17 protein-coding genes are annotated in these 15183 nt (G+C 69.1%); 9 read left to right on the forward strand and 8 right to left on the reverse strand.

Annotated elements, in window-relative coordinates:
- Positions 1 to 145 precede the first annotated feature (145 nt).
- The 5 genes from EQ874_RS06990 to EQ874_RS07010 are packed head-to-tail and all read left to right on the forward strand — an operon-like array spanning position 146 to position 5081.
- Positions 146 to 1102 carry a glycosyl hydrolase gene (locus tag EQ874_RS06990; protein WP_129976360.1) on the forward strand — a complete coding sequence of 319 codons (957 nt, stop codon included), beginning with the start codon at positions 146 to 148 and terminating at the stop codon, positions 1100 to 1102.
- On the forward strand, positions 1099 to 2340 hold the full coding sequence (locus EQ874_RS06995; RefSeq protein WP_129976361.1) for a SpoIIE family protein phosphatase: 1242 nt from the start codon (positions 1099 to 1101) through the stop codon (positions 2338 to 2340). Before EQ874_RS06990 ends, EQ874_RS06995 begins: the two co-directional genes overlap by 4 nt.
- Positions 2337 to 4292: a glycosyltransferase gene (locus EQ874_RS07000; protein WP_129976362.1), complete on the forward strand. Its 1956-nt coding sequence runs from the start codon at positions 2337 to 2339 to the stop codon at positions 4290 to 4292. Before EQ874_RS06995 ends, EQ874_RS07000 begins: the two co-directional genes overlap by 4 nt.
- On the forward strand, positions 4289 to 4624 hold the full coding sequence (locus EQ874_RS07005) for an STAS domain-containing protein (RefSeq protein WP_026003014.1): 336 nt from the start codon (positions 4289 to 4291) through the stop codon (positions 4622 to 4624). The genes EQ874_RS07000 and EQ874_RS07005 overlap by 4 nt, the downstream gene beginning before the upstream one ends.
- On the forward strand, positions 4614 to 5081 hold the full coding sequence (locus EQ874_RS07010; RefSeq protein ID WP_207213503.1) for an ATP-binding protein: 468 nt from the start codon (positions 4614 to 4616) through the stop codon (positions 5079 to 5081). Before EQ874_RS07005 ends, EQ874_RS07010 begins: the two co-directional genes overlap by 11 nt.
- Here EQ874_RS07010 and EQ874_RS07015 read toward each other — a convergent pair.
- The 4 genes from EQ874_RS07015 to EQ874_RS07030 all read right to left on the reverse strand — a co-directional run bounded on the left by EQ874_RS07015 (position 5061) and on the right by EQ874_RS07030 (position 9510).
- Entirely contained in the window at positions 5061 to 7184 is a 2124-nt protein-coding gene (locus tag EQ874_RS07015; protein WP_129976363.1) for a xanthine dehydrogenase family protein molybdopterin-binding subunit, read from the reverse strand. The two genes, EQ874_RS07010 and EQ874_RS07015, sit on opposite strands and share 21 nt — an antisense overlap.
- A complete protein-coding gene (locus EQ874_RS07020) occupies positions 7181 to 8182 on the reverse strand; it encodes a xanthine dehydrogenase family protein subunit M (RefSeq protein ID WP_064065043.1) in 1002 nt (333 codons plus the stop codon). The genes EQ874_RS07015 and EQ874_RS07020 overlap by 4 nt, the downstream gene beginning before the upstream one ends.
- Positions 8179 to 8751, reverse strand: coding sequence for a 2Fe-2S iron-sulfur cluster-binding protein (locus tag EQ874_RS07025; protein WP_064065044.1), 573 nt, complete (start codon positions 8749 to 8751; stop codon positions 8179 to 8181). Before EQ874_RS07025 ends, EQ874_RS07020 begins: the two co-directional genes overlap by 4 nt.
- A 201-nt stretch (positions 8752 to 8952) precedes the next feature.
- Positions 8953 to 9510: an NAD(P)H-dependent oxidoreductase gene (locus EQ874_RS07030; protein WP_064065045.1), complete on the reverse strand. Its 558-nt coding sequence runs from the start codon at positions 9508 to 9510 to the stop codon at positions 8953 to 8955.
- Between the two features lie 89 nt (positions 9511 to 9599).
- Between EQ874_RS07030 and EQ874_RS07035 the strand changes: the two genes are divergently transcribed.
- Genes EQ874_RS07035 through EQ874_RS07045 form a run of 3 tightly spaced genes read left to right on the forward strand, consistent with a single transcriptional unit; the run spans position 9600 to position 11517 of the window.
- On the forward strand, positions 9600 to 10283 hold the full coding sequence (locus EQ874_RS07035; RefSeq protein WP_064065046.1) for a TetR/AcrR family transcriptional regulator: 684 nt from the start codon (positions 9600 to 9602) through the stop codon (positions 10281 to 10283).
- 4 nt (positions 10284 to 10287) lie between these two features.
- Positions 10288 to 11076, forward strand: coding sequence for an META domain-containing protein (locus tag EQ874_RS07040; RefSeq protein WP_129976364.1), 789 nt, complete (start codon positions 10288 to 10290; stop codon positions 11074 to 11076).
- Positions 11077 to 11100: 24 nt separating this feature from the next.
- Positions 11101 to 11517 carry an META domain-containing protein gene (locus EQ874_RS07045; RefSeq protein WP_242496669.1) on the forward strand — a complete coding sequence of 139 codons (417 nt, stop codon included), beginning with the start codon at positions 11101 to 11103 and terminating at the stop codon, positions 11515 to 11517.
- An 8-nt stretch (positions 11518 to 11525) separates the two neighbouring features.
- On the opposite strand, the gene EQ874_RS07050 is transcribed toward EQ874_RS07045, so the two are convergent.
- Together EQ874_RS07050 and EQ874_RS07055 are read right to left on the reverse strand one after the other, a co-directional pair.
- Positions 11526 to 12074 carry a nucleosidase gene (locus EQ874_RS07050; protein WP_129976365.1) on the reverse strand — a complete coding sequence of 183 codons (549 nt, stop codon included), beginning with the start codon at positions 12072 to 12074 and terminating at the stop codon, positions 11526 to 11528.
- Positions 12071 to 12871 carry a fructosamine kinase family protein gene (locus tag EQ874_RS07055; RefSeq protein ID WP_129976366.1) on the reverse strand — a complete coding sequence of 267 codons (801 nt, stop codon included), beginning with the start codon at positions 12869 to 12871 and terminating at the stop codon, positions 12071 to 12073. Before EQ874_RS07055 ends, EQ874_RS07050 begins: the two co-directional genes overlap by 4 nt.
- Before the next feature lie 65 nt (positions 12872 to 12936).
- Here EQ874_RS07055 and nadE point away from each other — a divergent pair, with 65 nt between their 5' ends.
- Positions 12937 to 13773 (forward strand): ammonia-dependent NAD(+) synthetase, encoded by an 837-nt coding sequence (gene nadE / locus EQ874_RS07060; protein ID WP_129976367.1) that lies wholly within the window; start codon positions 12937 to 12939, stop codon positions 13771 to 13773.
- On the opposite strand, the gene EQ874_RS07065 is transcribed toward nadE, so the two are convergent.
- Both EQ874_RS07065 and moaA read right to left on the reverse strand, forming a co-directional pair.
- Complete coding sequence (locus EQ874_RS07065) at positions 13770 to 14048, reverse strand: molybdenum cofactor biosynthesis protein MoaD (RefSeq protein ID WP_026003022.1); 279 nt, start codon at positions 14046 to 14048, stop codon at positions 13770 to 13772. The two genes, nadE and EQ874_RS07065, sit on opposite strands and share 4 nt — an antisense overlap.
- Positions 14041 to 15099, reverse strand: coding sequence for a GTP 3',8-cyclase MoaA (gene moaA / locus EQ874_RS07070; RefSeq protein ID WP_129976368.1), 1059 nt, complete (start codon positions 15097 to 15099; stop codon positions 14041 to 14043). Before moaA ends, EQ874_RS07065 begins: the two co-directional genes overlap by 8 nt.
- Positions 15100 to 15183 lie beyond the last annotated feature (84 nt).

Consider the following 15183-nt stretch of genomic DNA (forward strand, 5'->3'; position numbering starts at 1 on the left):
CGCGAGGCGCCCGGGAGAGACCTCGAGCACAAGTGTGGCGGGTGCCACCGACAACTTCGGGCCGTCACCGCGGGAACCTCTCCGGACCGCCTGCGCGGAGGGCCGCGGGCAGGAAGAATGACTCCTCGTGTTCCCGGTTCGCGCGATGGCCGCCACCCTCCTGGCACTGTCCCTGTGCACCGCCTGCGACCCGCGCCGCACATGCGAACCGATCGCCGCCCCGCTCGACGAGACGAGCACCGCGTGCCCCCGCTTCGGCATCAGCACCCCGGGGGGCCCGGTGGCCGTCGACGAGTACCGCGCGGTCGCCGAGGCCGTCGGCACGGCGCCGGGCGCGGTGTTGTGGTTCGTCGACTTCCCCTCCCCTCCCCCCATCGGCGCCCTCGACATCGTGCGGGCCTCGGGCGCGGACCCGATCGTCACGTGGGAACCCTGGATACGCCGCGAGCACGACTACGACCGGACGTCCGTGACCATGAGCGACATCGCCGCCGGCGTCCACGACGACCACCTCTACCGCTGGGCCGACGAGCTCGCCGCCTGGGGAGGGAAGGTCTATCTACGATTCGCCCACGAACCGAACGGGGACTGGTACCCCTGGAGCCCTGCGGCAGGGACCCCGCCGGAGACGTATGTCGCCGCGTGGCGGCATGTGCACGATCTGTTCGCGTCGAAGAACGTCGAGAACGTGCGCTGGATCTGGACGGTCAACGTCCCGCACGAGGGCAGCAGTCCCCTCGCCCCCCTGTATCCGGGTGACGAGTACGTCGATGTCGTCGGAGTGGACGGCTACAACTGGGGCACCACCCGGCCGTGGAGTCGGTGGCAGTCCCCCGAGGAATTGTTCGGACCGACGTTGGACGAACTCGGCCGGCTCGCTCCGGGGCGTCCCATCGCTGTCACGGAGGTCGCGAGCGCGGAGGCCGGTGGATCGAAGCCGGACTGGATCCGGGATCTGGTGGGTTACTTGGACAGTCACCCGGCGGTCACAACATTCGTGTGGTTCCATCACAACAAAGAAACCGATTGGCGCTTGACCAGCACGCCCGAGTCCGCGGGGGCGCTGAGCGACGCTCTGCACAGGAGACACATCGCACGATGACAGCCGAGGCGTCGCTCCTCCCCGAACATCTCGAGAACGAACGCATGCGTGACGTGGAACTGCTCGAACTGCTCGACACCCCCCACGAAGAACGGTTCGACAAGATCACCCGCATCGCGTGCCGCGTGTTCGGTGTCCCGATGGCTTCGCTCTCGCTGATGGATCGCGATCGGCAATGGTTCAAATCGATCCTCGGACTGGAGCTCTCCGACGTACCGCGCGAGAGGACGGTGTGCCGCACCACGATCGCCCGGGCCTACGCGCAACCCGAGAATCCCGCACTCGTCCTCCCGGATGCCGCCTCCGATCCTGCTTTCGCGGACATCCCCGGTATCGGCGGAAAGGGGGGAATCCGGTTCTATGCGGGCTATCCCCTGTACGGACCCAACGGTCACCCCGTGGGCACCTTCTGCATCTACGACACCGAGGAGCGGAACCTCGACCCGGATCAGCTCGACACCTTCGCCGAGCTGGCCGAGTGGGCCCAACGTGAACTCGATCGCGCCGACGAACTCGACCGCGCCGCCGAGATCCAGAACCAGCTCCTCCCCCGGCCGCTCCCGGACCTTCCCGGTTACGAGATGGCCACGATCTGCCTGCCCGCCTTCATGGTGGGCGGTGACTTCTACGACCACTACCGGCTCCGCGACGGGATCGTGATCACCGTCGCCGACGTCATGGGCAAGGGCCTGGGCGCCGCCATCCTGTCGTCGGCCGTGCGCTCCTCGATGCGGGGGGTCGCGCGGGTGCTCGAGCGTTTCGGGACTCGTCCGGTCGGCGTCCTCGACACCGGGATGACTCTGACCGTCGGCGCCGAACACCTCGCCGACGACTTCGAGCACACCGGGACGTTCGTCACTTCCTTCCTCGCCGCGCTCGAGTTCTCCACGGGAGACATCGATTACGCCGATGCCGGGCACGGGCTGGCCGCGATCCGCCGCGCCGACGGTACGGTCGAACCACTGACGAGCGGTGGTGGTCCTCCGCTGGGGATCTTTCCCGCGACCACCTGGAGGTCCGAGACCGCGCGGCTCGATGCGGGCGACATGCTTGTGATCTGCTCCGACGGCCTGCTCGACCTGCTCGACGAACAGAGCGACCCGGCGGCTCTGTGCCGTTTCGTCGCCGACCGGGCCGACCCGGAAGAACTGGTGGCCGCCGCGCGTGCGCTGGCCGAGAGCAATCCGCCGCTCGACGACGTCACGGTGGTCGCGCTACGCCGGGAGACGGCGTCGTGAACGCGGTCACGAAGGAGGGCTACCCGTCCCCCTTCCTGCGCGTCCTCATCGTCCTCACGGTCATCGTCGGGTTGAACTACATCGTCTGGCGCTGGCTGTTCTCCGTGAACTGGGATGCGTGGTGGATCGCGGTCCCGCTCGTTCTCGCCGAGACGTACAGCCTGATCGATTCGCTGCTGTTCGCGTTGACGATGTGGCGGTTGAGGAGACGTCCCGAGCCGCCCATCGCACCCGCCGGCATGACGGTCGACGTCTTCATCACCACCTACAACGAACCGGTCGATCTGGTGTTGCGCACGGCAGCAGCCGCGCAGCGCATCCGCTATCCGCACCGCACGTGGATCCTCGACGACGGAGCCCGGCCCGAACTCGCCGCGGCCGCAGCCGAACTCGGCGTCGACTACATGACGCGGTCGGCGAGCTGGACGAACAAGCCCCGTCACGCCAAGGCCGGCAATCTCATCAACGCCCTGCTGCACTCCGACGGCGAGTTCCTTCTCATCCTCGACGCCGACCAGATTCCCGAACCCGAGATCCTCGACCGCACACTCGGATACTTCACCGACGACAGCATGGCACTGGTCCAGACGCCGCAGTACTTCACCAATGTGCCCGACTCCGATCCGCTCGGCAGTCAGGCGCCGTTGTTCTACGGGCCGATCCAGCAGGGCAAGGACGGCTGGAACGCGGCCTTCTTCTGCGGGTCCAATGCGATCCTGCGACGTGAAGCACTCATGCAGCTCGGCATCGCCGGCTATGTCCAGGCCGTCGAGGACGGTGTGGAACGCACCCTGCGCACCGCGGGAAGGGTGGTCGACCGGGCACGCCGGAAAGTGCCCGCCGACCAGCCGGACGTGGCCGCGGCACTCGACTCGGTGCGCCGTGCCGTGCGCACGGCACGCGGCGAACTCCGGACCGGCGCGGCACTCGCCGACGTCACCTTCCGTTTCCAGCAGACGGTCGACGCCGCCGCGCGCAGCATCGTCGACGCCGACTTCGGCAGCATCCGGGCCGATCTCGAGGAGATCGCAGCGCTCGACGCGCACGGCACCGATGCGCTCACGATCGACGACACCGTCCTCGAACGCCTCGCCGACCGCGAGTGGTCACCGCTCGGCGCGCTCGAATCGATCCGCGCGATGATCCGCGCCGTCGATGTCGACCGTGCAGAGGAGGCCGAGCCGATGCTCGCGTTGGCCACGATCTCCGTGACCGAGGACATGGCCACCTCGATGCGCCTGCACGGCGCCGGCTGGAAGTCCGTCTACCACCACGAGATCCTCGCCTACGGGCTCGCCCCGGAGGATCCGAAGACGATGGTCACCCAGCGACTCCGGTGGGCACAGGGCACGATCCAGGTGATGCTGCGGGAGAACCCGCTCGTTCAGAAGGGCATGACCGTACCCCAGCGCCTGATGTACTGGTCGACGATGTGGAGTTATCTTTCCGGCTTCGCAGCGCTCGCCTATTTCGCGGCGCCGGTGATCTATCTCGTCTTCGGGATCCTGCCGGTCGAGGCGTTCAGTCTCGACTTCTTCTCGCGACTGGTCCCGTTCCTCATCCTGAGTCAGTTGCTGTTCTTCATCGTGGGCCGCGGGACGCCGACCTGGCGGGGCCAGCAGTACAGCCTCGCGCTCTTCCCGGTGTGGATCAGGGCGTGCTGGACGGCCTTCCTCAACGTGTACTTCGACAAGCCGCTGGACTTCGCGGTCACGCCGAAGACACGCCAAGGGGGCGAAGGTGTCCCGTGGTATCTGTTCCGGCAGCAGCTGCTCGTCATGGCGCTGCTGGTGGTGGCGGCGGTCATCGGCACCGTGCGGCTGTTCCTCGGCGACATCTCGGTGCTGGGAGTCACCGCGAACCTCGTCTGGGTCGTGTTCGACCTGTTCATTCTCTCGGTGGTGATCCAGGCAGCTCGCTACCGTGGACCCGAAAGCGAAGGAGCTCGATGAGCCACTACGAAACCCGCCAGGTGGGAACGAGCACGGTCGTGCAACCCACCGGTCGCCTGAACATGGTTGCGGCACCGCGCCTGCGCGAGCAGTTGCGCGATCTCGTCGAGAACGGATCCCACCGGCTCGTGGTCGACCTGAGCACAACCGATTTCATCGACTCCTCCGGGCTCGGCGCACTCGTCTCCGGGTTGAAGGCGGCCCGTCAGGCCGGCGGCGACCTGCGGATCGCCGCACCGACCGCCCAGGTACAGAGCGTGCTCGCGCTCACCCGGCTCGACCGGGTGCTGACGACACACGATTCCGCGGATGTGGCCTTCGATGGCGACTGACCGGTCACCCGAAGCGCAACCGGCCGAGGGCCCCTCGGGGCGGTGGGAGCTGTCCGCCACGACGAGTGAAGGCACCCTCGACCGGATCATGGATCTGGTCGCCGAGATGTTCGCCGCCGAGGAGCTCGACGATTCGGATCGCATGCAGTTCGAGATCGCGGTCGCCGAGATCGGCGCGAACATCATCGAGCATGCCGGCCGGGGAGATGCGGTCTCGGTGGCGCTGACCCTGGAACTCCATCCGGATCGTCTCGAGGCCGTGTTCGTCGACGACGGCGCCCCGGCCCGGGTGGATCTACGTTCGGTCGAGCTCCCCGACGCACTCGCCGAACGCGGCCGAGGGCTCGCCATCGCCCTCGCCGCGCTCGACGAACTCCGGTACCGCCGTCAGGGGGGCATCAATCGCTGGACACTCGTCTGTTATCGATCCGAGGGGTCAGGGCAAGCCGACCAGTAGGTCGTCGAGCCGGGCGGGCAGGTGCCGCACCCGCACCCCGGTCGCGTGCCACAGGGCGTTGACGACCGCGGCGGCGCTGCCGACGATCCCGATCTCACCGATCCCCCGCGAACCCATCGGTGTGGCGTGCAGATCTTCGTCGTCGAGCCACTCCGCTTCGATCCCACGGATGTCCGCGTGGGTCGGCACGTGGTATTCGGACAGGTCGTGGTTGACGACGTGCCCGAAGCGCGCGTCGCGGATGCTCTCCTCGAACAAGGCCATCGAGATCCCGAACGACATCCCTCCGATGAACTGCGAACGTGCCGTCCGCGGATTGATCACCCGTCCCACGGAGAACAGGCCGAACATCCGCGGCACCCGGATCTCCCCGGTGTCGGCGTCGACGTGTACTTCGGCGAAGTGCGCGCCGAAGGACTGCGCGGTGTAGTGCTCGAGTTCGCGGTTCTCGGCTGCCGACGCGGACAGCTCCGCGCCCACCGGCGGATCGTCACCGAAGCGCTTGCCGAATCGCTCTGCGGCCGTGACGATCGCGGTGCCCCAGGACGAGGTACCCGAGGAGCCACCGGCCACGGTGCCGTGGGGCAGCGCGCTGTCGCCGATCTCGAGGTCCACGTCCTCGGGCCGGCATCCGAGGGCGTCGGCGGCGATGAGCGTCAGCGCCGTCCACGCACCGGTGCCGAGGTCGGTCGCTCCTATGCGGACGGAGTAGCGGCCCTCCCCCAGATGCCGGATGTGTGCCTCCGAACCGGGATTGACCATGTGCGGATAGGTCGCGACCGCCACGCCGGTACCGATGAGCGTGGTGCCTCGCCGACGGGCGCCGGGTTCGCGATCCGACGGATTCCATCCGAATCGCTGTGCCCCCTCGCGGAGACATTCGACGAGACGCCGCGACGACCACGGCTTCCCCGTCTCGGGATCGGCCTCGGGTTCGTTGCGGATGCGCAGTTCGATCGGGTCGATGCCGAGTTCGGCGGCGAGTTCGTCCATCGCGACCTCACCGGCGAACATGCCGGGGGCCTCACCGGGAGCGCGCATCCAGAAGGGCGCCGGGACGTCGAGTGTGATCGCGCGGTGGGATGTACGGACGTTGTCCACGGCATAGAGATTGCGCAACGGCACCGCCGCCTGTTCGACGAACTCGGTGACCCGGGACGACTGTGCGAACACCTCGTGCACCAGGCCGGTGACCCTGCCGTCGCGGTCGGCCGCGAGCCGGACCCGCGACGCCGTCGGCGACCGGTAGCCGACATAGGCGAACATGTCCGGCCGGGAAACCGCGAACTTGACCGCCCTCCCGGGGAGGGCCCGTGCTGCCAATCCGCCGAGCACGTCGTGCGCGTGGGGGCCACCCTTCGAGCCGAATCCCCCACCGATGTACGGACAGACCACCCACATCCGGTCGGCGTCCAGGCCGAACACCGGGGCGAGGGTCTCGACAACACCGTGCGGGTGCTGCGTCGAGGTGTACAGGGTCAGGGTGTACGCATCGGCCGTACCGTTCGACGGAACCACGTCGCTCCGCCACACTGCAACGACGGTGTGCGGTTCGAGCGGGTTGTTGTGCTCCTCGGGTGTGGAATACCACTGGTCGACCACAGTGTCGGCACGGGCGAACGCAGTGTCGACATGGCCCCGCTCGGAATCGGGCTCGTAGCCACCGTTGACCGTCTCGGGCGTGTAGGCATCGGGATGGTCGGCGCGGAAGAGGGCGTCGTGTGGTTCCTCGCTGTATTCGACCTCCAGCAGAGAGCATGCCTCGCGGGCGATCTCGAGACTCTCCGCGACGACCGCTCCGATGATCTGCCCTCGGTACAGCACGTCGGGTGTCTGCAGGACGGAGTACTCGCCTTCGGCCTCGTCGGTGAGCCTCGGGGCGTTCCAGGACGTGAGCACCTTCAGCACCCCGGGTACCGCTTCGGCGGCGGCCGTGTCGATCCGGTCGACCCGGCCCCGGGCGACGGTGGAGGTGAGCGGCACGAGGAAGACCGGATCGTCGACCGGGTGCTCGTAGGCGTACGGCGCCGTCCCGGCGACCTTCGCCGGTCCGTCGATTCGCGCGGTGGAGCGTCCGCCCGCTCGGATCGGCTCGGGGCTCATGCGGATTCACCTCGTTCCCGTCGTTCGTCGAGTTCGCGCAGGGTCGCCACCACGGTTCGGCGCAGCAACGGGATCTTGTAGGCGTTGCCGTCGAGGGGGCTCGCGCCGGCGAGTTCGGCCTCGGCCGCGGCGGCGAAGACCTCGCCGGAGGGCTGCTGCCCGAGAAGTGCGGCTTCCGCTCGATGCGCCCGCCACGGACGGTGCGCCACCCCTCCGAACGCGAGGCGGCAACCGGTGATCGTCCCGTCCGCCACGGTCATCTCGGCCGCCACCGAGACCAGCGCGAAGGCGTAGGACGCACGGTCGCGCACCTTGCGGTAGGTGGACAGCGAACTCTGCGATGCCGGGATCCGCACGCCGACGACGAGGTCGTCGCGTTCGAGCACGGTGTCGCGCTCGGGAGTGCCGCCGGGAAGCCGGTAGAAGTCCTCCACCGCGATCGCACGTTCACCGTCCGGGCCGAGGACGAGGACTTCGGCGTCGAGCGCGAGCAGGGCGACCGCCATGTCGGACGGGTGGGTGGCCACACAGTGCTCCGACGCACCGAGTATCGCGTGGTAGCGGGTATATCCGCCGATGGCGGAGCAACCGGTGCCGGGTTCGCGCTTGTTGCAGGGGGTGGTCACATCCCGGAAGTACGAACAGCGCGTGCGCTGGAGCAGGTTGCCGCCGGTGGTCGCGGTGTTCCGGAGTTGGGGCGAGGCACCGGACAGCAGTGCGCGCGACAGCATCGGATAGTTGCGCCGCACGAACGGATGGGCGGCGAGGTCGCTGTTGCGGACGTTGGCACCCACCCGGATTCCTCCGTCCGCCGACTCCGCGACGGTGTCGAGAGGCAGATGCGAGACGTCGACGAGGAGCTCGGGGGTCGCGACGCCGAGTTTGAGATGGTCGACCAGATTCGTTCCGCCCGCGAGGAAGACCGCGCCCGGGTTCTCGTGCACGACGGCGACCGCAGCGGCGGGATCGGCCGGTCGCTCGTACCGGAGGGAGCTCACCGTGTGTCCTCCCTACCGACTCGGCTGTCTCCGCTCGCGACGGTGCGGATCGCCGCGACGATGTTGGGATAGGCGGCGCAGCGGCACAGATTGCCGCTCATGCGTTCGCGGATCTCGTCGTCGTCGAGGTCCGGTGCGTGCTCGAGGTCCGCCGTGACGTGGCTCGGTGCCCCGTCGGCGAATTCGTCGAGCATCCCCACAGCGGAGCAGATCTGGCCGGGAGTGCAGTAGCCGCACTGGAAGGCGTCGTCCTCGATGAACTGTGCCTGGAGGGGGTGCAGTTCCCCGTCGGCGAGTCCGGCGGCGGTGACGATCTCGGCGCCGTCGTGCGAGACGGCGAGGGCAAGGCACGAGAGGGCGCGACGGCCGTCGATCAGCACGGTGCATGCTCCGCACTGACCGAGATCGCAGCCCTTCTTCGGGGAGGTGATCCCGAGGCGGTCGCGCAGCGCGTCGAGCACGGTGGTGCGGACGTCGATCGGGACGCGACGCTCCACCCCGTCGACGTGAAGAACGATGTCGAGATCGGGTCGGTGGCCGGTATCGGTTCTCGTGTCCCCGGTTGTCATGGGCAAACCTCCGAACGGTGGGATGTGTTCGGGGCATTCCCGCTGCAGGCCGCATCGAACCGTCGAGAACACGACGCGCCGAACTTCCGGCGGTGCGACGGACCCGCAGAGACGCGGACACCCGCGGTGCCGGAGACCTCGGGAGTCTCCGGCACCGCGGGTGTCGGGGTCGGTCGGCCCACCGGAGGGCGGACGTTCCGATCAGGCGTTCGCGAGCACCTTGGTGGCGTCGGCGAGTGCAGCGACGACCGCAGCGACCTGCTGCGCGGTCTCGGCGTGCTCCTTGGCGTGGACGCCGGAGAACTTACCGAAGGTCTCACCGACGGACAGCGAACCGCCGTCGACGATCGTGCCGCCGGCGATTCCGACGGTCTTGACCGTGTCCTCGAGGGCCCACTTCGCGGCGTTCCGGCTGGGCGACTGACTGACGACGGCGACGGGCTTGCCGCTCAGCGCGCCGGCCCCGTAGGGACGGGACAGCCAGTCGACGGCGTTCTTGAGCACCGCGGAGACGGTGCCGTTGTACTCGGGCGTGACGATCAGCAGCGCATCGGCGTCGGCGGCAGCGTCACGCAGGGCCACGGCAGCAGCGGGAGCCGCATCGCCGTCGAGGTCCTCGTTGTAGAAGGGAACGTCGGCGAGGCCCTCGTAGAGAGTCACCTCGACGTTCTCGGCGGCGGTCTCGGCGGCGGTCTCGGCGAGCTGTCGGGAGACGGAGCCGTCGCGCAGGCTGCCGACGAGGGCGAGAACTCGGGTCATGGGAACATCCTCGGGTCGAAGTGGTTGACTACGCAATGTTAAACGGACCGCGGTCCGCTTTATTCCCTACCCCGCTAGTGTGTGACCTTGTGAACACCCGCCCCCTCCCGCACGCGGACGGTCGAGCACTGCCCCTGGCGAACGATCGGGTGCTGCCCCTGGCGGAGGAGCAACTCTCCGAACGGGGTGACGCTGCGCGTAACCGGTCCCGCCTCCTCGACGCCGCCACCCTGCTCGTCGCCGAACGCGGCGTCGACGCCGTGACGATGGATGCCGTCGCGGCGCGTGCCGGGGTCGGTAAGGGCACCGTCTTCCGCAGGTTCGGTTCCCGCGCCGGCCTCGTCCGCGCACTGCTCGACCACAGCGAGCGCGAGTTCCAGCACGGTTTCCTGTTCGGCCCGCCGCCGCTCGGCCCGGACGCCGAACCCCTCGACCGGCTGATCGCCTTCGGCCGTGCCCGCATCGAGCTCGTCGAGGTACAGGGCGAACTTCTCCGCGCAGCCGAGGCCGCCGGGGATTCCCACTACTCCGCCCCCGCCCACCTGGTCTCGCTCGCCCACGTCGACGCCCTGCTGCGCGCCGCCGACGTCGGCGGCGACACCCGATTGCTGGCGACCTCGCTGGTGGCGTCGCTCGAGGCGACGCTCGTGCTCCACCAGTGGCGCGAGCTCGGCTACCCGCTGCGCCGACTCGCCGACAACTGGGCCGAACTGGCACACCGCGTCGTCACGGGCCGAGGTAGCCGCAAATCCGGGTCGAGCGCCGTACCGTAACGGTATGTTTCGTACATTCCGGGTATGCGCGCTGGTCTGCCTGGCTGCCGTGGCCGCCGCGTGCAGCACCGAGCCGGATCCGGCCGGCAACTCCGCAGACGACCTCACCGGTCGCACCTTCGTGTCGACGAACGTGACGGGCACCCAGATCCCCGGCGACGGACCGCTGGTGGTCGCGTTCCCGGAGGACGGACGCATCTCGGCGACCGCCGGATGCAATCGCTTCGTCGGCGGCGTGGACCTGTCCGACGGCACGGTGAAGACATCGGACCTCGCGAGCACGATGATGGCCTGTCCACCCGAGCGAGAGAGCGCCGACGCCTGGCTCACCGCCCTGTTCCGAGCGGAACCCCGCTGGTCGCTCGACGGGAACTCCGTCACCCTGACCGGCGACGACATCACCGTCTCCCTCGAGGACGAGAAGGTCGTCGACCCCGACCGTCCGATCGCCGGCACCGAATGGGTCGTGACGTCGCTGCGCACCGCCGACGCCGTGACCACCTCGACGGCACTGGAGAACGCTGCGCCGACGCTCGTGTTCTCCGAGGACGGCACCGTCACCGGCAACACGGGCTGCAACGAGTTCGGCGGCACCGCGGAAGTCGGTGACGACGTCGTCCTGTTCGAACCGCTCACCATGACCCGCGCCGCCTGTGCCGACCCCGAGGTCACCACCATCGAGACACATATCCTCGAGGTGCTCGCAGGTGAGACCACCTACAGCATCGAGGGTTCGTCGATGACGCTCGCCGCGCCGAACGGCACCGACGGACTGGAGTTCACGGCCCGCTGATCCGTTCTCGGTACCGTGAGACGCATGCCGGGAGCAGTCCGCATCGTCGCCGTCCTCGCTCTGGGGGCGGTGCTGTCCGGATGCGGAATCGGAGGATCGCCGTCCGATCCGATCGGCCGCCGCTACGTCTCCACCGAGGTCACGGGTCGGCCGATCCCCGGGGGCGGCCCGCTGGAATTGTCGTTCCCCGCCCGGGAGCGGCTCGCCGCATCCGCCGGATGCAACCGGTTCACGGGCACCGCCGACCTGTCCGGAGGACGGATCCGAGCCGGAACCCTGGCGTCCACGAGGATGGCGTGCCCATCCCCGCGCGACGGCGCCGACGACTGGGTGCGGACGCTGTTCGCGAGCACACCCCGATGGACGCTCGACGGGGAGGCCCTCACCCTGACCACCGGATCGGTGACCGTCACGCTCACCGAACGCACGAACGGGCGCTGAGACGCGCCTCAGTAGCGCTCGACCAGCCACCGCGCGAGTGCCTGCGCGCTGCGGTCGACCTGCTTCGGCCACTCGAGCGCGGAGTCGTCGGCCCGATCGCTCACGTGTTTGACGAGCCGGCACCGCGCGCCCATGCGCCGAGCAGCGTAGGCGATCGCGAAACCTTCCATGTCCACCAGATCGGCGCGGGCGGCGAGCGCGTCGCGGACCTGCGCGTCCGAGACGAACGAATCGCCCGTCGCGAGCACGCTGCCGTCGCCGTCGTCGATCTCGACGACGTCCTGCACCGGATGACCGAGGCTCTTCAGGATCTCGCTGCTGATGTCGTGGTTGAGCACGGCGGACGGGAGGAACAGTCCCGAGTGGTGGGTGCGCAACGCGCCGGCAGTCCCGATGTTCACGACGAGCGGACGTGCGTCCGCCGGATACGCCGCGAGCGCCGCCGTGACGGCGACCGCCGCGTCCACCTTGCCGATCCCGGTGATCACCGTCTCGTAGCGCTCGGGCACGTGCGCCGCCTCGGCGCGGGTTGCGGACACGACGAGGATCCCGTTCACGTACTGCCTCCGAGTTCGAGGGTCGCGAGTGCCGCCCGGTGCAGCTCCCGCCCGTACCCGGCACCGTATCCCGCGGCATGGACCGCCAGTGGATGCAGTTGGTGCACGGGCACCCGCCGCTCCCACCCGACGCGCAGCGGATGCGCCGAGTCGTAGCCTTCGACGACCCGGCCCAGATGCGGGCAGCCGAAGAGCGCGAGCATCGCCGGATCCGTTTCGCGGTGGCCGCCGTGCGCGGCGGGATCGATCAGGACCACTCCCTGCGGGGACCACAGCACGTTGCCGTTCCACAGGTCTCCGTGCAGCCGCGCGGGTGGATCGTCGTCGTCGAAGGCTCCCGCCGCGACGAGATCGCAGGCGGCGTCGATGTCGCGGCACTGCCGGCCGGTGACGCTCCCGGCGTCGACCGCGATGCGCAGGAAGGGCAGCACCCGTTCGGTGACGTAGAACGAGCCCCAGGTGTCGTGCACGATGCGGCTCATGGGACGGCGCCCGATGAACAGCTGCCCGTCGTAACCGTCGGGTGCCGCGCCGAAGCCGGCTGCACCGGCGTCGTGCATCCGGGCGAGTGCCGCACCGAAGTTCCGGGCGGCCTCGGCGGAGGGAGCCGCCTCGGCGACCCGGTCCAGTTCGATGTGGTGCTCGCCCACCGACCGCACGGCCGCCACCGGAATACCGGTCTCGGCGAGCCACGCCAGACCGGCCGCCTCGGCACGGAAGAAATCCGGGTGCGCGTGCGGATCGTGTTTGCGGAAGGGCTCTCCGGTGCTCACGCCGAAGAGTCTGCCCGACCGCATTCTTCGCCTCCGCCCTCTTCGCTGTTGTATCGCAGCAGTAACACGGGAACGCTAGTGTCGTGCAGATGACGAACCTTCGCGATCGGATCATCGAAGAACTCGGGGTGAAGCCCTCCATCGACCCACGCGCCGAGATCGACGCGCGGGTGCAGTTTCTCGCCGACTACCTCCGAAGCACTCCCGCGAAGGGATTCGTGCTCGGCATCAGCGGCGGGCAGGACAGCACGCTCGCCGGCAAGCTCTCCCAGCTCGCGGCGGAGAAGCTCCGCGCCGAGGGCCACACCGCGGAGTTCGTCGCGGTCCGCCTGCCCTACGGCAAGCAGGCCGACGAGCACGACGCCCTCGTCGCACTGGAATTCATCGGCGCCGACCGCACGCTGGGCGTCGACGTCAAGCCCGGCGCCGACGCGACGGCCTCGGAGGCGGCCCGCGCGCTGTACGGCACCGAGACGCGTCTGCGCGACTTCGTGCGCGGCAACATCAAGGCGCGCGAGCGCATGATGATCCAGTACGCGATCGCCGGCGAACTCGGCCACATCGTCGTCGGCACCGATCACGCCGCCGAGGCGGTGACCGGCTTCTACACCAAGTACGGCGACGGCGGCGCCGACATCACTCCCCTGTCCGGTCTGACGAAGCGGCAGGGCGCGGCGCTGCTGCGCGAGCTCGAGGCGCCCGAGAGCACCTGGGTCAAGATTCCCACCGCCGACCTCGAGGACGACCGCCCCGCGCTGCCCGACGAGGAAGCGCTCGGCATGACCTACAGCGAGATCGACGACTATCTCGAAGGCAAGGACGTCACCGACGACCTCGCCGAGCGGCTCGAGGCGAAGTTCCTCGACACGCGGCACAAGCGCACGATGCCCGTGGCGCCCTTCGATACCTGGTGGCGCAACGGTTAACCACCCGCGAAGGGCGGCAGGACGTCCACTCGGGACCCGGCCGGGCGGCCGAGGTCCCGGGTGAGTTCGCCCGTACCGCCGTCGCCGGGCTCGAGCAGGAAGGCGGCCACCGACAGGACGCGCTCCATGCCGGGTCCGTAGCGGTCGACGAGGACGGCGCGCAGCGCGCCGAGATCCGCGTCCACCGGCAGGTCGATCGTGTCCTTCTCCCGTCCGGCCGCGTCCGCCGCCGCGGCGAAGTACCGCACCTCGATCCCGGTCGTCACCTCAGCCACCGATAGCTCCCATGCTCCGCTGCGGCGGCGCGAAGTCCGCCGCGTCCATGCCGTGTCCGGCCCACTTGTTCCACATCGCCCCACGCCACACCGCGGCGAGTTCGTCGTCGGTGGCGCCGCCCCGCAGGGCCGCGCGCAGGTCGGTCTCCCGGTCGCTGAACAGGCAGGACCGAACCGTTCCCTCGGCCGTGAGGCGCGTACGGTCGCAGTCGCCGCAGAACGAACGGGTGACCGACGCGATGATCCCGACGGTCGCCGGGCCGCCGTCGACGAGCCAGCGTTCGGCCGGCGCGGACGGATCCTCCCGTTCGGTCTCGGTGAGCGTGAACCGTCGGCCGAGCACGTCGAGCAACTGCTGGGCCGGCACCATCCGCGAACGCGCCCAGGTGTGATCGGCGTCGAGGGGCATCTGCTCGATGAACCGCAGCTCGACGCCCTCGTCCAGGCACCACGCCAAGAGGTCTGCCGCGCCTTCGAGCGTCTCCGGCATCAGGACGGCGTTGACCTTCACCCGTCCGAACCCGGCGGCCACCGCAGCCCGGATACCGTCGAGCACCGAACCGAGCCGGTCGCGGCGCGTGAGCCGCGCGAAGTGCTCGCGGTCGATGGTGTCGAGGGAGATGTTCACCCGGGTCAGTCCGGCGTCCGCCAGCGCCCGTGCACGATGCCGGAGACCGACCGCGTTGGTGGTCAGTGCGATCGGCAGGCCCGGCGTCTGCTCCGCGCATCCGGCGACGATGTCCTCGAGATCGCGGCGCATGAGCGGTTCCCCGCCGGTGAAGCGCACCTCGTGGACACCGAGCCGACCGGTGGCGATGCCTACCAGACGCACGATCTCGGCGCTCGTGAGCAGTTTGTCGCGGGGGATCTCTGGAAGTCCCTCGGCGGGCATGCAGTAGGTGCAGCGCAGCGAGCACTTCTCGGTGAGGGATACCCGCAGGTCGCGGGCGATGCGACCGAAACGGTCGAGAAGCTCGGGCACGTCGGGCCGATCGGACACGTCGTCTGCGCGATCGCGCACGACCGGGATGCCCATGTCCACCGCTGTCATACGACCATCGCTTTCATACAGCCCAGTATGCCTACAACCTATGGTCGTGACACCGCATCGGGACAGACGGGGCACACGCGGCGC

Source organism: Rhodococcus sp. Q1, assembly GCF_004153645.1.
Classification (GTDB): domain Bacteria; phylum Actinomycetota; class Actinomycetes; order Mycobacteriales; family Mycobacteriaceae; genus Rhodococcus; species Rhodococcus gordoniae.